Source organism: Bradyrhizobium liaoningense, from assembly GCF_018130825.1.
Taxonomy (GTDB): domain Bacteria; phylum Pseudomonadota; class Alphaproteobacteria; order Rhizobiales; family Xanthobacteraceae; genus Bradyrhizobium; species Bradyrhizobium liaoningense_B.
Genome location: NZ_JAFCJS010000002.1, coordinates 909,363 through 925,369 on the forward strand (window position 1 = coordinate 909,363; position 16,007 = coordinate 925,369).

Annotated in this window: 18 protein-coding genes; 14 read left to right on the forward strand and 4 right to left on the reverse strand. The window is 63.7% G+C overall.

Annotated elements, in window-relative coordinates; translation table 11 throughout:
* Nucleotides 1-193: 193 nt before the first annotated feature.
* Nucleotides 194-451, reverse strand: a complete 258-nt coding sequence (locus JQ603_RS12700) for a DUF6894 family protein (RefSeq protein ID WP_130365152.1) — start codon at nt 449-451, stop codon at nt 194-196.
* Nucleotides 452-712: 261 nt separating this feature from the next.
* Here JQ603_RS12700 and pqqA point away from each other — a divergent pair, with 261 nt between their 5' ends.
* The 10 genes from pqqA (at nt 713) to JQ603_RS12750 (ending at nt 10,862) form a co-directional block, all read left to right on the forward strand.
* On the forward strand, nt 713-793 hold the full coding sequence (gene pqqA / locus JQ603_RS12705; RefSeq protein ID WP_007595659.1) for a pyrroloquinoline quinone precursor peptide PqqA: 81 nt from the start codon (nt 713-715) through the stop codon (nt 791-793).
* Nucleotides 794-912: 119 nt separating this feature from the next.
* A complete protein-coding gene (pqqB, locus tag JQ603_RS12710; RefSeq protein ID WP_212339794.1) occupies nt 913-1,842 on the forward strand; it encodes a pyrroloquinoline quinone biosynthesis protein PqqB in 930 nt (309 codons plus the stop codon).
* Nucleotides 1,839-2,618 (forward strand): pyrroloquinoline-quinone synthase PqqC, encoded by a 780-nt coding sequence (pqqC, locus tag JQ603_RS12715; protein ID WP_212339795.1) that lies wholly within the window; start codon nt 1,839-1,841, stop codon nt 2,616-2,618. Before pqqB ends, pqqC begins: the two co-directional genes overlap by 4 nt.
* Before the next feature lie 11 nt (nt 2,619-2,629).
* A complete protein-coding gene (pqqD, locus tag JQ603_RS12720; protein WP_212339796.1) occupies nt 2,630-2,941 on the forward strand; it encodes a pyrroloquinoline quinone biosynthesis peptide chaperone PqqD in 312 nt (103 codons plus the stop codon).
* Complete coding sequence (pqqE, locus tag JQ603_RS12725) at nt 2,938-4,131, forward strand: pyrroloquinoline quinone biosynthesis protein PqqE (protein WP_212339797.1); 1,194 nt, start codon at nt 2,938-2,940, stop codon at nt 4,129-4,131. Before pqqD ends, pqqE begins: the two co-directional genes overlap by 4 nt.
* Entirely contained in the window at nt 4,121-5,107 is a 987-nt protein-coding gene (gene pip, locus JQ603_RS12730; protein WP_212339798.1) for a prolyl aminopeptidase, read from the forward strand. Before pqqE ends, pip begins: the two co-directional genes overlap by 11 nt.
* A 169-nt stretch (nt 5,108-5,276) precedes the next feature.
* Nucleotides 5,277-5,954 carry a DUF4286 family protein gene (locus tag JQ603_RS12735; RefSeq protein WP_212339799.1) on the forward strand — a complete coding sequence of 226 codons (678 nt, stop codon included), beginning with the start codon at nt 5,277-5,279 and terminating at the stop codon, nt 5,952-5,954.
* Nucleotides 5,955-6,193: 239 nt separating this feature from the next.
* The gene (locus JQ603_RS12740) at nt 6,194-7,993 is read left to right on the forward strand and encodes an FAD-dependent oxidoreductase (protein ID WP_212339800.1); all 1,800 of its coding nucleotides are present in this window, start codon (nt 6,194-6,196) and stop codon (nt 7,991-7,993) included.
* Nucleotides 7,963-9,810, forward strand: coding sequence for a 2-oxoacid:acceptor oxidoreductase subunit alpha (locus JQ603_RS12745; protein ID WP_212339801.1), 1,848 nt, complete (start codon nt 7,963-7,965; stop codon nt 9,808-9,810). Before JQ603_RS12740 ends, JQ603_RS12745 begins: the two co-directional genes overlap by 31 nt.
* On the forward strand, nt 9,807-10,862 hold the full coding sequence (locus JQ603_RS12750; RefSeq protein ID WP_212339802.1) for a 2-oxoacid:ferredoxin oxidoreductase subunit beta: 1,056 nt from the start codon (nt 9,807-9,809) through the stop codon (nt 10,860-10,862). Before JQ603_RS12745 ends, JQ603_RS12750 begins: the two co-directional genes overlap by 4 nt.
* Here the strand turns inward: JQ603_RS12750 and JQ603_RS12755 are convergent, their stop codons facing one another.
* From JQ603_RS12755 to JQ603_RS12765, 3 genes are all read right to left on the reverse strand, one after another.
* Nucleotides 10,863-11,306, reverse strand: a complete 444-nt coding sequence (locus JQ603_RS12755; RefSeq protein WP_212339803.1) for a DUF4399 domain-containing protein — start codon at nt 11,304-11,306, stop codon at nt 10,863-10,865. It abuts the gene before it with no gap.
* Nucleotides 11,307-11,323: 17 nt separating this feature from the next.
* Nucleotides 11,324-12,889 carry an SUMF1/EgtB/PvdO family nonheme iron enzyme gene (locus JQ603_RS12760; protein WP_212339804.1) on the reverse strand — a complete coding sequence of 522 codons (1,566 nt, stop codon included), beginning with the start codon at nt 12,887-12,889 and terminating at the stop codon, nt 11,324-11,326.
* A gap of 308 nt (nt 12,890-13,197) precedes the next feature.
* Nucleotides 13,198-13,767 (reverse strand): STM3941 family protein, encoded by a 570-nt coding sequence (locus tag JQ603_RS12765; RefSeq protein WP_212339805.1) that lies wholly within the window; start codon nt 13,765-13,767, stop codon nt 13,198-13,200.
* A 209-nt stretch (nt 13,768-13,976) separates the two neighbouring features.
* On the opposite strand from JQ603_RS12765, the gene JQ603_RS12770 reads away from it, so the two are divergent.
* From JQ603_RS12770 to JQ603_RS12785, 4 genes are all read left to right on the forward strand, one after another.
* Nucleotides 13,977-14,597, forward strand: a complete 621-nt coding sequence (locus tag JQ603_RS12770) for a hypothetical protein (protein WP_212339806.1) — start codon at nt 13,977-13,979, stop codon at nt 14,595-14,597.
* 97 nt (nt 14,598-14,694) lie between these two features.
* On the forward strand, nt 14,695-15,144 hold the full coding sequence (locus JQ603_RS12775) for a DsrE family protein (RefSeq protein ID WP_212339807.1): 450 nt from the start codon (nt 14,695-14,697) through the stop codon (nt 15,142-15,144).
* 100 nt (nt 15,145-15,244) lie between these two features.
* Complete coding sequence (locus JQ603_RS12780; RefSeq protein WP_212339808.1) at nt 15,245-15,568, forward strand: ArsR/SmtB family transcription factor; 324 nt, start codon at nt 15,245-15,247, stop codon at nt 15,566-15,568.
* Nucleotides 15,565-15,984, forward strand: coding sequence for an SRPBCC family protein (locus JQ603_RS12785; RefSeq protein WP_212339809.1), 420 nt, complete (start codon nt 15,565-15,567; stop codon nt 15,982-15,984). Before JQ603_RS12780 ends, JQ603_RS12785 begins: the two co-directional genes overlap by 4 nt.
* Nucleotides 15,985-16,007: the final 23 nt, after the last annotated feature.

Here is a 16,007-nt window from a genome sequence, read left to right on the forward strand (position 1 = left end):
AACGCAGCAAAGCCATGCGGATTTCGCAGGGGCGAAGGGCGACGGGGGCTCGAATTGCCGCATCTTTCGTCATTGCGAGCGAAGCGAAGCAATCCAGACTGCCTCCGAGGAAGCAGTCTGGATTGCTTCGTCGCAAGGGCTCCTCGCAATGACGTGGAGGGAGCGCGGGCCCCTCTTGCCGCGTCGCGCTCGGCTAATGCCGTGTCGCCGACTGGTCCGGCATGTCCAGCAGCGCCTCGGTGAAGGGAAACTCCAGCACGATCTCGCCGTCGGAATCGGTGACCTCGATGACCGCCTCCAGCAGCGCCGGCTGGGTTCCTTCCGACTTCAGGACCTCCAGGATCATCTGGCGGGCGACCTCCCAGGCGCGATCGGGATTGCGCAGGTCCTCGCCGTCGGGATCCACGATCAATTCATCGCCGATACGGGTGTTGAAGAAATATCTGGGCATGCCTGATCCAATGGGGTCGCCTGTAGTCGATTGGAAGCCGTTTCATACTCACAACTGGTTTATCCCGACAGGGATCACGACCTATCGACAATTTTGCGGATGTCATTCGCTCATCTTTACGGCCGCAATGCGCTCTCTTTGCGGTGCAACAATTCCGCCAGCCTACTACCTAGGTCGGGAAAATTTCACTGGCGAACTTTTCCGCCCGCATTAATTTATCTGCGGGCGGACACGTCCGAATTCGCGAAAATGGAGAGCCAAATGGCCTGGAAAGCCCCGAAGATCGTCGAAGTGCCCTGCGGCATGGAAATCAACATGTATGTGAGCGCCACCCGCAAGTGAGCGGTTGGTCAGCTTTGCGTTCTGCGCAGGTGGATCTTTCGGTCACGATTGGTTTCCGGATGACGGAAGCCGTGCCGGCCTGAGATTCACCTCGCGACGTTGCTTCCAGGAGACGGATCATGCTTCGCGTCGTCGTCCTGGGCGCAGGGGCCGGCGGCGGAGTGCCGCAATGGAATTGCGGTTGCGAGGGCTGCCGCGCGGCCCGTGCGAATGGACATGAGCTCCATCGAACCCAGGCCTCGGTTGCCTTCAGCGGCGATGGCGAGCACTGGTTCCTGATCAACGCCTCGCCCGATCTTCGCCAGCAATTGAATGCCACGCCGCAACTGCATCCCAAGGCGGGCGCGCTGCGCCATACGCCGGTTGCGGGCGTGATCCTGACCAACGGCGAAGTCGATGCGGTGGCGGGTCTGCTGTCGATGCGCGAAGGCTCGCCCTTCACGGTCTATGCGCATGAGAAGGTGCTGGCGATCCTTGCCAGCAACAGCATCTTCAATGTGCTGAACGAGAAGAACGTCAAGCGCCAGCCGATCGGTGTCAGCGAGCCCTTCGAGCCGCGGCTGCCCGACGGCGCGCGTTCAGGACTCGAGGTGCTGCCGTTTGCCGTGCCCGGCAAGTCGGCCTGGTATCTCGAAGGCAAGGCCCATCCCGGCGGCGAGACCGGCGACGGCGACACGCTGGGCCTGAAGGTCACCGACAAGGCCACCGGCAAGTGCTTCTATTTCATCGCCGCCTGTGCCGAGGTCACCGATGCCCTCAAGGCCGAGATCGACGGCGCGGCACTGGTGTTCTTCGACGGCACGGTCTGGCAGGACGACGAGATGATCAAGGCCGGGCTCGGCTTCAAGACCGGCAAGAGCATGGGCCATGTCGCGATGTCCGGCGCCGACGGCGCGATTGCGCGCCTCGCCGACCTCGATATCGACAGGAAGATATTTCTGCATATCAATAACTCGAACCCGGCGCTGCTGCCCGCCTCACCGGAGCGTAAAAGGGTCGAACAGGCGGGTTGGCAGATACCTGGGGATGGAACGGAGATCGTGCTGTGAATGCCGCGTCACTGACTGGAATGACCGCGCTCTCGATCGGCAAGGACATCAGGCTCACGAGCGCCGAAGAGCTGGAGGCGACGCTGCGCCATATCGGCGCGACGCGCTATCACAGCCTGCATCCGTTCCATAAGCTGCTGCATGGTGGCAAGCTGAACAAGGGCCAGGTGCAGGCCTGGGCGCTCAACCGCTACTATTACCAGAGCACCATCCCGATCAAGGACGCGGTGGTGATCTCGCGCTTCCGCGACCGCGCCACGCGCGTGGAATGGCGCCACCGCATCGAGGACCATGACGGCGATGTCGGCAGCGAGGGCGGCATCGAGCGCTGGCTCAAGCTGACCGAAGGCCTCGGCCTCGACACCGCTTATGTGGAATCCACCGAAGGCATTCTGCCGGCGACCCGCTTCGCGGTGGAAGCCTACGTGCACTACTGCCGCGAAAAAAGCCCGCTGGAGGCGATCGCCTCCTCGCTCACCGAGCTGTTCGCGCCGAACCTGCACGAAGAGCGCATCTCCGGCATGCTGGAGCACTACGACTTCGTCAATCCCGACATCATGAGCTACTTCAAGCGGCGCCTGACGCAGGCGCCGCGCGATGCCAATTTCGCGCTCGACTATGTCAAGGCGCATGCCACGACGCCGGAGCAGCGCGCGCTTGTGTGCAACGCGCTGATCTTCAAGACCAACGTGCTGTGGGTGCAGTTAGATGCGCTCCAGCACGCCTATGTCGAGGGCAACATTCCGCCGGGCGCGTTCGTGCCCAAAGCGAGCTGAGGGATAAAGCAATGGCCGGGCCGCGGAACATCAGCGTCAGCGAGGCAAGCCGCCCCGTGCTGCCGCGGCATGCCAAGCTGAAATATGACGAGACCCGCAAGGTCTGGGTGATCCTCGCGCCGGAGCGCGTGCTGGCACCGGACGAGATCGCAGTCGAGGTCTTGCAGCTCTGCAACGGCGAGCGCAATGTCGGCGACGTCGCGGATCAGCTCGCGGCGAAATACGCCGCGCCGCGCGAGGCGATCCTGGCCGACGTCATCGCCATGCTGCAGGATCTGGCCGACAAGGGCTTCCTCACCGAGGCCCGGGAGAAGACGTCATGAGCGACGTGCTCGGCAACATCCAGCCCGGGATGAGCGACAGCCTCGCGGTGCTGGAGAAACAACGGTCGACGGCGGAGACCTTCGGCATTCCGCTCGCCGTGCTGCTGGAGATCACCCATCGCTGCCCGCTGCAATGCCCGTACTGCTCCAACCCGGTCGAGCTCGACCGCTCTGGCAAGGAGCTGACCACGGACGAGTGGAAGAAAGTGCTGAGCGAGCTCGCCGAGATCGGCGTGCTGCAGGTGCATTTCTCCGGCGGCGAGCCGACGGCGCGGAAAGATCTCGTCGAGCTGGTGAAGCATGCCAGCGACGCCGGCCTCTACACCAACCTCATCACCTCGGCCGTGCTGCTGACGCGCGAGAAGCTCAGCGATCTCGCCGACGCCGGGCTCTGCCATGTCCAGATCTCCTTCCAGGGCGTCGAGGAAGGCCTCGCCGATCGCGTCGCCGGCTACAAGAACGGTCATCGCAAGAAGCTCGAAGTGGCGAAATGGACGCGCGAGCTCGACCTGCCGCTCACCGTGAATGCGGTGATGCACCGGCAGAATTTGCACCAGCTCCCCGATATCATCCAGATGGCGATGGATCTCGATGCCGACCGGCTCGAGGTCGCCAATGTCCAATATTACGGCTGGGCGCTGAAGAACCGCGCCGCCCTCATGCCGACCGTGGCGCAGCTCGACGAATGCACCCGCCTCGTCGAGGAGGCGCGCGAGCAGCTGAAGGGCCGGCTGACCATCGACTATGTCGTGCCGGATTATTACGCGCTGCGGCCGAAGAAGTGCATGGGCGGCTGGGGCCGGCAGTTCTTCAACATCTCGCCCGCCGGCAAGGTGCTGCCGTGCCACGCCGCCGAGAGCATCACCGGGCTCGACTTCGAATCCGTGCGCTCCAACCATTCGATCGCCTGGATCTGGCAGAACTCCGAGGCCTTCAACCGCTATCGCGGCACCGGCTGGATGAAGGAGCCGTGCAAATCTTGCGAATTCCGCGAGATCGATTTCGGCGGCTGCCGCTGCCAGGCCTTTGCGCTGACGGGCGATGCCGCCAACACCGATCCGGCCTGCGCGCTGTCGCCGCTGCACGAGACCATTTTCAAGCAGGCCGAGCGCGAGGCCGAGGGCGAGACCAACCGCTTCCTCTACCGCAACTTCGCGGGCGGCACCCTGGAATCCGACAATGGCGCCTGACGCCGACGCGGCCAGCTCAGTCAGGCGTGCCGACCCCTTTGCGCCGCTGACCTCCGACATGCTCGATGTCGGCGACGGCCATGAGCTTTATGTCGAGAGCGTCGGCCGCGCCGACGGAATCCCTGCGATCTATCTGCATGGCGGGCCCGGCAGCGGCTGCCAGCCCGATCATCGCCGGCTGTTCGATCCCGACCGCTTCTGCGCAGTTCTGTTCGACCAGCGCGGCTGCGGCCGCAGCCGTCCCAAGGGATCACGCGAGCACAACACCACGGCGCACCTGATCGCGGACATGGAGAAGATCCGCGAGAAGTTCGGCATCTCGCGCTGGATGGTGGTCGGCGGCTCCTGGGGCGCGACGCTGGCGCTGGCGTATGCCGAGGCGCATCCCGAGCGCGTCTCGGGCATCGCGCTCCGCGCAACCTTCCTGGGCACGCGGGCCGAGGTCGTGACGGCCTTCACCTCGCGCCTGTCGCAATTCTATCCCGCGCTTTACGAAGATTTCCTCAGCGTGCTGCCGCTAGAAGAGCGCGACCAGCCGGTGGACGCCTGTTGGCGCCGCATCCTCGACGCCGACCCGGCCGTGCATGGCCCGGCGGCGAAGGCCTGGCACGACACCGAGCGCATCTTGTCCGAGCACAAGCCGGCGAGGACACGGCTCGACCTCGCCGCGCTGAACGTCTGGCGCACGCTGCCGGCGACACCGTTCATGGAAGCGCATTATTTCGTCAACGACAGCTTCATGACCGCAAACCAGCTGCTGCAGAATGCCGGCCGGCTCGAAGGCATTCCCGGCATCATCGTCCAGGGCCGCTACGATCTGTTGTGCCCGCCCGAGACATCGCATGCCCTTGCGAAAGTCTGGCCCGGTTCCGAGATTCGCATCGTGGAAGAAGCCGGGCATTCGCTCTATGATGGCGGCGTGAGGGACGCGGTCATGAAGTCGATCGCCGACCTTGCGTCGAAGATTCCGCGATAAGGATCTATCCCCTCATCCTGAGGAGCGCGCCCTTCGCGCGCGAAGGATGAAAGGCCGGGATGCAATAGCGGGGGCCTTCATGGTTCTCCCGGCGATGCGCAGCATCGTCCGGTAGACGCGCGAAGACGCGCTCCTCACCATGAGGGGCGAGCATGGAAGGACAAGAACAATGCCGCTCGCCGGGAAAGGCATGCTGCTGACGTCGATGAACATCGACGTTTCGGATGAGGTCGAGTTCAATCGCTGGTACGATCGCGAGCATCTGGAAGAGCGCGTCGCGATCGAGGGCTTCCTGGAAGCGCGGCGCTATGTCGCGCACGCCGCCAATCCAAAGTATCTCTGCCTCTATTCGACCGCGACGCTCGACGTGCTCGACAGCCCCGCCTACAAGGCGCGGCTCGCCAATCCGACCGACTGGTCGCGACAGACCATGGCGCGTTTCAAGGACATGCTGCGCGTGGTCGCGCGCATCACGATCAGCAACGGCACCGGACGTGGGACGGCGCTCGGCGTGGTGCGGCTGCGGCCGACGCCTGACAATGCCGCACCTTGGCGTGATGCACTGCAAGAAAACCTGGCACCGGAAAAGCACGCCGGCATCATCTCGATGCATCTGCTCGAGAGCGAGCCGGAATTGTCGGGCGCAACGCCCGAGATTCCGGCAGTGCGCAACGAAGGTGCACGCGACTGGTTCGTGCTGATCGACGGCACGCATGTCGGCGCGGTCTCGGCGGTCATCGCCGAGCGCTTCACCGGTCCCACCGCATCACCCTTCCCACTTCCGGTCTCGGTGGGCACCTACTGCCTGATGTGGGACCTCGCAAAGAGCGACATCGCGCGCGGCTGAAGCGGCCATCCGCATCGCAACATATTGCACCGCCGCATGTTGCGCGCGGCGCGTTAATGCTGTGCACGCGCAGCTCCCATGAAAGCGGGTGATCACCCAAATTTGCCGTTGTGCTTCGGAATGGTTCTAATAAGCTAACCCAATGACGTCATTCAGAAACCGGATCGAAGCGCGCTAAGCGCTCGCCAAGCTCAAGAAAAGGCCGCGGGGGTCTTTGAGCCTGCGCGGACAGGGTAGGAATGAAACCGACCGATATCGCGGCCCCCGACTACTTTCACAAAGTGGTCGATTGCCAGTGGGCCTGTCCAGCGCACACCCCGGTTCCCGAATACATCCGACTGATCGCACAAGGCCGCTACAGCGACGCCTATATGATCAATTGGAAATCGAATGTGTTTCCCGGAATTCTGGGACGCACCTGCGATCGTCCCTGCGAGCCGGCGTGCCGCCGCGGACGCGTCGAGGAAAATCCGGTCGCGATCTGCCGCCTCAAACGCGTTGCCGCTGATTTCAAGGACGACATCAAGCAGCGTCTGCCGCGGCCTTCGCCGAAGAACGGCAAGCGTGTTGCCCTTGTGGGCGGCGGTCCGGCGTCGTTGACCGTTGCACGCGATCTCGCGCCGCTCGGCTATCATTGCACCGTGTTCGACGGCGATCCCGAAGCCGGCGGCATGATGCGCTCGCAGATCCCGAAATTCCGCCTGCCCAATTCCGTCATCGACGAGGAGACCGGCTACATCCTGGGTCTCGGCGTCGACTTCAAGGGCGGCCATCGCATCGAGAGCATGAAGTCGCTGCTCGCGGAGAAATACGACGCGATCTTCGTCGGCTCCGGCGCGCCGCGCGGCCGCGAGCTCGACATTCCCGGCCGGAAAGAAGCCGCCGCCAACATCCATATCGGCATCGAGTGGCTGGCCAATGTGTCGTTCGGCCATGTCGACAAGATCGGAAAGCGCGTCATCGTGCTCGGCGGCGGCAACACCGCGATGGATTGCTGCCGCACCGCGCGCCGGCTCGGCGGCGAGAAAGTCACGGTGGTCGTGCGTTCCGGCTTCGAGGAGATGAAGGCCTCGCCCTGGGAGAAGGAAGACGCGATCCACGAGGATATCCCGATTCTCAACTACATGGTGCCGGTGGCCTTCAAGCATGTCGCCGGCAAGCTGATCGGCGTCAGCTTCCAGCACGTCAAAGCCGAATACGACGCCAAAGGCCGCCGCAATCTGGTGCCTTCGGGCGATCCCGATCAGACCATTCCCTGCGACGACGTGCTGGTCGCGGTCGGCCAGGAGAACGCCTTCCCCTGGATCGAGCAGGATTGCGGCATCGAGTTCGACAAATGGCACATGCCCCAGGTCGATCCCAAGACCTTCGCCTCGACCAATCCGAAAGTGTTCTTCGGCGGCGATGCCGCATTCGGGCCGAAGAACATCATCTGGGCGGTCGCGCACGGCCATGACGCCGCATTGTCGATCCACAAGATGCTGTCGGGCGAGGACATCACCGAGCGCCCGCTGCCGGAGGTGCAAATCTCCTCGCAGAAGATGGGCATCCACGAATGGAGCTATGACAACGACATCTCCAACGACAAGCGCTTCAAGGTGCCGCATCGCGACAAGGTCATCGCGCTGAAGGACATCCGCGCCGAAGTCGAGCTGGGCTACGACGTCAAGCTCGCACTGGGCGAAGCCGAGCGCTGCCTGAACTGCGACGTGCAGACGGTGTTCTCGACCTCGCTCTGCATCGAGTGCGACGCCTGCGCCGACATCTGCCCGATGGACTGCATCACCTTCACGGACAATGGTGAGGAAGACGATCTGCGCCAGCGCCTGAAGGCGCCCTCGCCGCGCCCCGACCAGGACCTCTACGTGTCCAGCGACCTCAAGACCGGGCGCGTGATGGTGAAGGACGAGGATGTCTGCCTGCATTGCGGGCTGTGCGCCGAGCGTTGTCCCACCGGAGCCTGGGACATGCAGAAATATTTCATCGATATGACCCACGCAGGTTCGACATGTCCGACAAAAAGCCGATCAGCAGCGTAAACGACTTCGTCGTCCGCTTCGCCAACGTCAACGGCTCGGGCTCGGCCAGCGCCAACGAGATGTTCGCACGCGCGATCCTGCGCCACGGCGTGCCGGTGTCCCCACGCAACATCTTCCCCTCCAACATCCAGGGCCTGCCGACCTGGTACGAGGTGCGGGTGACGGAAGCCGGCCATCTCGGCGCCCGCGGCGGCGTCGACATGATGGTGGCGATGAACCCGCAGACCTGGGACAAGGACGTCGCCGGCATCGAGCCCGGTGGCTATCTGTTCTACGATTCCACCAAGCCGATGCCGTCGACGAAATTCCGCGACGACATCACCGTGATCGGCGTGCCGCTCACCGCGATCACCAACTCGACCTATACCGATCCGCGCCAGCGCCAGCTGTTCAAGAACATCATCTATCTCGGCAGCCTCTCGGCGCTGCTCGACATGGACCCGAAGCTGATCGAGCAGCTGATCGGCGAGCAGTACAAGGGCAAGGAGAAGCTGCTCTCCTCCAACGTCCACGCGCTGCATCTCGGCCGCGACTGGGCCTTGCAGAACCTGAAATGCCCGATCGGGCTCAGGGTGAAGAAGTCCGACAAGGTCGGCGACCGCATCTTCATCGAAGGCAACAGCGCCGCCGCGCTCGGCGCCGTCTATGGCGGCGCCACCGTGTGCGCGTGGTATCCGATCACGCCGTCATCGTCGGTGGCGGAGGCCTTCACCGCCCATTGCAAGAAGTACCGGCACGATCCGGAGACCGGCAAGGCGAAATACGCGATCGTGCAGGGCGAGGACGAGCTGGCCTCGATCGGCATCGTCATCGGCGCTTCCTGGAACGGCGCGCGTGCCTTCACCGCGACCTCGGGCCCCGGCATCTCGCTGATGACGGAGTTCATCGGCCTCTCCTACTTCGCCGAGATTCCGGCGGTGATCATGAACATCCAGCGCGCCGGCCCCTCCACGGGCATGCCGACCCGCACCCAGCAATGCGACATCATCGCCTGCGCCTATGCCTCGCACGGCGACACCAAGCATGTGCTGCTGTTCCCGGAAGATCCGGCCGAAGCGTTCGAGTTCGCGGCTGCCTCCTTCGATCTCGCCGAGCGGCTGCAGACCACGATCTTCCTGATGCTCGACCTCGACATCGGCATGAACCACCGGCTCTGCCGCCCGTTGAAGTGGGACGACGCCCGGCAATATGACCGCGGCAAGATCATGACCGCGGAGATGCTGGAAGAGGGCCGCGACTTCGGCCGCTATCTCGACGTCGACGGCGACGGCATTCCCTATCGCACCTATCCCGGCACGCATCCGACCAAGGGCTCCTATTTCACCCGCGGCACCTCGCGCGACCGCTATGCGCGCTACTCCGAGGAAGGCACGGTCTACGCGGACAACATGCAGCGGCTGGTGCGCAAGTTCGAAACCGCGCAGGATCTGGTGCCGCGGCCGCTGCAGGCCAATGCGGAACGGCCGACCAAATACGGCGTGATCTATTTCGGATCGACCTCGCCGGCGATGGACGAGGCGATCGGCCTGCTGGAGGCGCGCGGGCATCAGCTCGACCGGATGCGCATCCGCGCCTTCCCGTTCCATTCGAGCGTGGCGAGCTTCCTCGCCGAGCACGACTTCGTCTACGTCGTCGAGCAGAACCGCGACAGCCAGCTCCGTCAGCTCATCGTCAACGAGAACGGGATCGATCCGGTCCGGCTCGTGCCGATCGTGCACTATGACGGTTCACCGATTACCGCCCGCTACATCGCAAAAGCCATTGGCGACCACCAGGATCACCTCAAGGTGACCCCGCTCCGCAAGGCCGTGTCATGACCTATATTGCCAAGCCGAAATTCCATCATCCGGGGTTGAAGAAGAACGAGCTCGGCTACACGCATCGCGACTACGAGGGCAAGATCTCGACGCTGTGCGCCGGCTGCGGCCACGATTCGATCACAGCCTCGATCATCGAGGCCTGCTACGAGCTCTCGATCGAGCCGCATCGGGTGGCCAAGATCTCCGGCATCGGCTGCTCGTCGAAGACGCCGGACTATTTCCTCGGCAATTCGCACGGCTTCAACTCCGTGCACGGCCGCATGCCCAGCGTGCTGACCGGCGCCAATCTCGCCAACCGCGATTTGATCTATCTCGGCGTCTCCGGCGACGGCGATTCCGCCTCGATCGGCTTCGGCCAGTTCGCGCATTCGATCCGGCGCGGCGTCAACATGACCTATATCGTCGAGAACAACGGCGTCTACGGCCTGACCAAGGGCCAGTTCTCGGCGACCGCCGACCGCGGCTCGAAGAGCAAGAAGGGCGTCACCAACACCGACAACGCCATCGACCTCGTCGCGATCGCGCTGCAGCTCGGCGCAACCTTCGTGGCGCGCTCGTTCTCCGGCGACAAGAGCCAGCTGGTGCCGCTGATCGCGGCCGCGATCGGCCACAAGGGCGCGTCCTTCATCGACGTCATCAGCCCCTGCATCGCCTTCAACAACCACGCCGGCTCGACCAAGAGTTTCGACTATGTCCGCGAGCACAATGACGCCGTGAACCGGCTCGACGTGCTGGTCGGCCGCGATCCGATCGCGGTGGACTACGCGCCGGGCACGGTGCAGGTGGTCGAGCAGCATGACGGCAGCAAGATCGCGCTGCGCAAGATCGACGCCGACTACGATCCGCATGATCGTTTGGGCGCACAGACCTTCCTCGCGAAGCACGCCGCCAAGGGCCAGATCGTCACCGGCCTGCTCTATGTCGATCCCGATGCGGAGGATCTGCACGAGCATCTCAACACGGTCGAGACCCCGCTCAACACGCTGGAAGCGGACACGCTCTGCCCGGGCTCGGCGGTGCTGGACAAGATCAACGCCAGCCTGCGCTGATCACTTCCCGGCGACTGGTTGCCTGACACGTATGGTGATCTTCTCGGACACGACGGGCGGCTCGAACGGGTAGTGCTTGGCGTCGCCGAGCACCAGCTGCAGCGTGTGCGTCCCCGGCGGAAGTTCGAGCATGGTTTCGGTCTGCCCGGCCCCGAAATGCAGATGCGACTTGTCCTGCGGGATCGGCTCCTTGGGATCGATGGGATCGTTGACGTCGACCAGCAAATGATGATGGCCGGCGTTCTGATAGTCGTCGCCGGCATGCGTCACACCCATGTTGCGCAAACCGAACCGGACCCAGAACCCGCCGCGAACCTTCTGCCCGTCACGCGGGGTGATGAAATAAAGCTTGGCGTCCTTGGGCGCGGTCTTGCCCTGCGCGTGGACTGCGCCCGAAGACAATGCGATCGCCGCCGCCAATGCGACGCAAAAAATGATCTTCATCAAATCCACTCCAGCACTTACGGACTGAGCGCGACGCGGAATCCATGTGTGGGGTAACGGACATTGGTGTCGTAACCGTCGCGGTTGGATGGCCGCACATATCGCGAGTCGTTCTTCCAGGAGCCCGAGCGCAGGACGTGAGAGCTGCAATCCGCGCTGCTCCACGCCGAGCCGTCGCTCGGCGCGCCCTGATAGGTCCTGTGCCAACAGTCCTCGACCCACTGATCGATGCCGCCGCCCATGTCGTGGAGCCCGAATGGATTGGGCTTGAAGCTGCCGACCTTGGCCGGCTGCTCGGCCGCAAGGTCACCGCAATCCTTGCACCCGGCCATGCCCGGCTGGAGCCTGTCGCCCCACCAGTATTTGGTCTGCGTTCCGCCGCGCGCCGCATATTCCCATTCGGCTTCGCTCGGAAGCCGGTACGGCTTCTTCGTCGCCTGCGCGAGCCAGGCGGCATATTGCTGCGCGTCGGTCCAGCTCACATTGCTGACGGGAGCATCGTCCTTGCCGATCGCCGTGAATCCGCACGCCTTGGCGGCGGCGCATTCGTTCCACTCCTGCACCGTCACCGGATATTTTCCGATCGAGAACGGCTTGATCGTGACCTGGTGGACCGGTCGTTCGCTCGGATCATCATTGCTTCCCATCGCGAAGCTGCCGCCGCGAACGGCGATCATCTGGGGTTCGCGGACCGGCGTCACCGATGGACTGGATGCCGGGGATGGTGAAGGCGATGCTGCGGGCGATGGCGCCGTTGCGGGCAACGGAGAAGCCGCGGGCGCGGCCTGAGGTGCCGGCACCGCCGGGCTCGGTAACGGCGGAGCGGATTGCGGCGCCGGCGAAGGCGACGGCGCAGCGATCGGAGGAGCGGCAGCCTGTTGCCCCACCTGGCTGCGGTGCTGCACCAGCACGTACCAAAGCACGTAGCCGGCAATCACCAGCAATGCCGTGATGAGAAGGATCAGCAGGACGCTCTCGCGCCGGCTTCGCGTCCTGCCGACTGCGTCTGCATCCGGCAGCACGCGATAGACGCGTACGGGATCCGTGATGTTCTTGACCTTGCGATCGCCGAGCGACTCGTAGCCGCACACCACCTTGTGCTTGATCTGCTCGTAGATCGCACCCGAGATATAGACCTGACCGGGCTCCGCGATGCCCTCGATGCGTGTGGCGATGTTGACGCCGTCGCCGTAGACGTCATCCGGCTCCACGATGACGTCGCCGAGATTGACGCCAATCCGGTATTCAAGCCGCGAATGCTTGGGAAGCGGGGCGTTGCGGCCGATGAGATTCTGCTGGATGACGATGCTGCATCGAACGGCCTCGACCGGGCTGTCGAAGATGGCGATGAAGCCATCGCCCGTCGTCTTCACCAGCGTGCCATGGTGCTCGACGATGCTGGGCTGGATGATGTCCCGCTCGATCCGCTTGACGCGGACATGCGTTCCCTCCTCGTCGGCCTGCATGATGCGACTGTAGGAAGCGATGTCGCCGACAATGATCGCCGCGAGACGACGAGGCATGGGGCCGTGTGGAGGCGGCTCGTCCTGATTTCCGGATCTGAAGTTGCGAATTTCGCCCATTGCGGGGGACTCCACACACGACGAGAGGCGGCCCCACTCTACGACTGCCAAAAGCAATCGCCTGTGAAGGCTATCACATTGACGAATGGGGACAATGTCGAATGGCTGTCAGCATCGAGTTCCCAAAAAACGAGGGCCCGTGCCGATTGAACCTTCCTGGCTCGAGGTTCGACTAAGGCCGCACATGGAACCAGGTCGCCTCGCTCTGCCGTGCGCGCGTATGCGAGTTGAACGCGTCACGCGTGCGGCGACTGCCAACACGCAGTGTTTGGTGAAAGCAATGCGGTCCGCCTCGGCTGCGGCCTGGACTAGCTGACCGGCTCGGGCTCAGCTGCGGCGCGGCCCGTATAGGCCAGCCGTCCCGCCGTCCAGTATTGCTTGCAGGTCTCGAACAGCGTTTCGCCGTCCATGGTCAGGCCGCCCGTGACGAGCACGCCGTCCGCACCAATGGGTTTGTTCAGCAGCGACAAGACGCGCTTCAGAAGGCCGCCTTCGAACCGCTCGGCGAGAAGAGGATCGACCTGAAGAACGACGATCTTCTGGCTGCGATACCGAAAGATCGAGATGTCCCGCACCGATCTCCACGAGATGGTGTCATCGGCGATCCTGGTGTCGCGAATGCCGATACGGGTGATGAAGAGGACCGGCTCCTTGGCGGAGATCAACGTCCACAGCGTCTTGCAGGTGGCGAGGCCGAAAAACACGATGCCGAAATAGCTGAGCGCGATCTGGATCGTGGCGATGTCCCTGCCATAGTGCCAGCTGAATGCGAGCGCGCCGCACAGCAGCGTCGCCAACAGGCCGGCTCCCAGCAACTTGAACAGCCGCGGAAGGGAATAGCCGATCGCAAGGTTGGGCAAGTTCTGACTTATGGACATTTTGACCGCCACCAGTCATCTGCGACAACCAGGGGTTTACCAACACCCCTCCTTCCAAATCGTTAAAGCGGGAACCTTGCGCGAGGCTGCCCGCAAGGCGTGCGGCCAGGAGCACTTGAACGCAACGTTTTCCGCCCGCGACTAAATGCCAGTCGGCTCCCACCTGCGCGTTGCGGATGGACGACGGTTCACACGCCCCGGGTGCGATCATGAAGCTTGCCCTCATCCTTCCACTCGTCCTTGCCGGCTTCGTCGGCGCCGCCCGGGCCGAGGAGGCCGACGACATCCGTGAGGCCACCAAGGCCGAGGCCGACACCTTCAACGCGCGCATGTATGCGGGCAGGCCGGGCGACAAGGCCTATGCCTGCTTCGTCCGACGTTACGACGCCGAGCACCTGGCACGGCACCCGAAGCAGAAGGTCGCATCGATGAAGCTGCTGATCTCCGCGGAGGTCGACCAGGAGGACAAGCAGCTCCACAACTCGTTCCGCCTCGGCTTCAGGTATCGCCACCGCAGCGGCGATTTCGATTCCAGCGGCTCCTGTAACCACGCCGTGTTCACCAAGGATGGCACCGAAATCCGCCTCGGCTGTGGCGTCGACTGCGAGGGCGGCGGCATCGGCGTTGCGCTCTCCAAGGACGACAAGTCGGCGATCGTGCGCCTCGCGCGGGTCAGGGTCTGGCAGAACAACAAGCCGGATGACGAAGCCGAGCATGCGCTGGTCGCCGGCGCCGACGATGCGATTTTCCGCCTCGATCGCACCGACACCAGCGAATGCGCGTCGCTGGTGACCGACCGCAAGGAACTCGCAGCGCTCCGTCACAAGTGATATCTGTCCGGCAAAGTCAGGCTTAGTCGTCATTTGCGCATGATCTTTCCGGAAAACCGCTTCACACTTTTCCGGATCATGCTTTCGGGAGACCGCCATGAACCGCCGGAACATCTTGTGGAGCGCCGTCTCGGCTTTGGGCGCAGCGCTTGGCGCCTCCAGCGCGAAGGCCGCGACCGAGGCTCCGTCGTCGAACAAGCTCAAGGTGGTCTATCACCTCAGCGACGCCGAGAAGGTCAATTTCGTGCTCGGCAACATCCAGAACCACATCGACGGCGTCGGTGGGCCCGAGCACGTGACGATCGCACTGGTGATCCACGGGCCGGCGCTGAAGGCGTTTCACGCGGCGCAAGCCAACCCCGATGTCAGCAGGCGCGTCGGCGAATTCTTCAAGGATGGCGTCGAGCTCGCCGCCTGCGGCAACACGATGAAGGCGCAGAACGTCACGCTGACGGATCTGTTGCCCGGCTTCGTCAGCGCGGAGAAGGGCGGCGTGGTCCGGTTGGCCGAGCTGCAGTCGCAGGGGTATCTCTATCTGCGGCCGTAGGGTTGCGGCCCGCCATATCATAATCCTCCTCTTGGCACTTGACTCATCCATAACCCCACGGTTATGAGTTAATCCATAACTTCTGAGTTATGGATCTCGCATGTCCGCCACCCACGACCTCCTGTTCAGGACCCTCGCCGATCCGACCCGGCGGGCGATCTTCGAACGGCTGTGCCGCGAGGGCGAGCAGACGGTCGGGGCACTAACGCTGCGGTCCGGCGTTTCCCAGCCGGCGGTCTCGAAACATCTCGGCGCGCTGAAGCAGGCGGGCCTGGTGCGCGACCGCCATGAGGGACGCCAGACCCACTACAGCGCGCAGCCCGGCGCGCTCAATCCGCTGGTCGACTGGACCAGCCAGATGGCCGGCTTCTGGCAGAACCGGCTCGACGCTCTCGATGATCTCCTGAAGAGGATGGACCAATGACCGAAACACGATCCGTCGTCGTCGAGCGCGAGTTCGCCTTCCCGGCGGAGCGGCTCTGGCGCGCGCTGACGCAGCCGCATCTGATCGAGGAATGGCTGATGAAGAACGACTTCAAGCCGGAGGTCGGCCATCGCTTCAACCTGCGCGGCGAATGGGGCGGCGTGCTGGACTGCGAGGTGCTCACCATCGAGCCGCAGAAGACGCTCGCCTATACCTGGAATTTCTCGCACGAGGACGCCGCCTTCGATCTCAAGAGCGTGGTGACGTTCACGCTGACGCCGACGGGCGCGGGCACGCATCTGCGCGTCGAGCAGGCGGGCTTCAGTCCGACGCAGAAGCAGGCCTATGGCGGCGCGCATGCCGGCTGGAAGCAGTTTTTCAACAAGCTGGACGAGCTGCTGGCGCGGGCCGAGTAGCGCCGTCACCGACCTTCATTCGA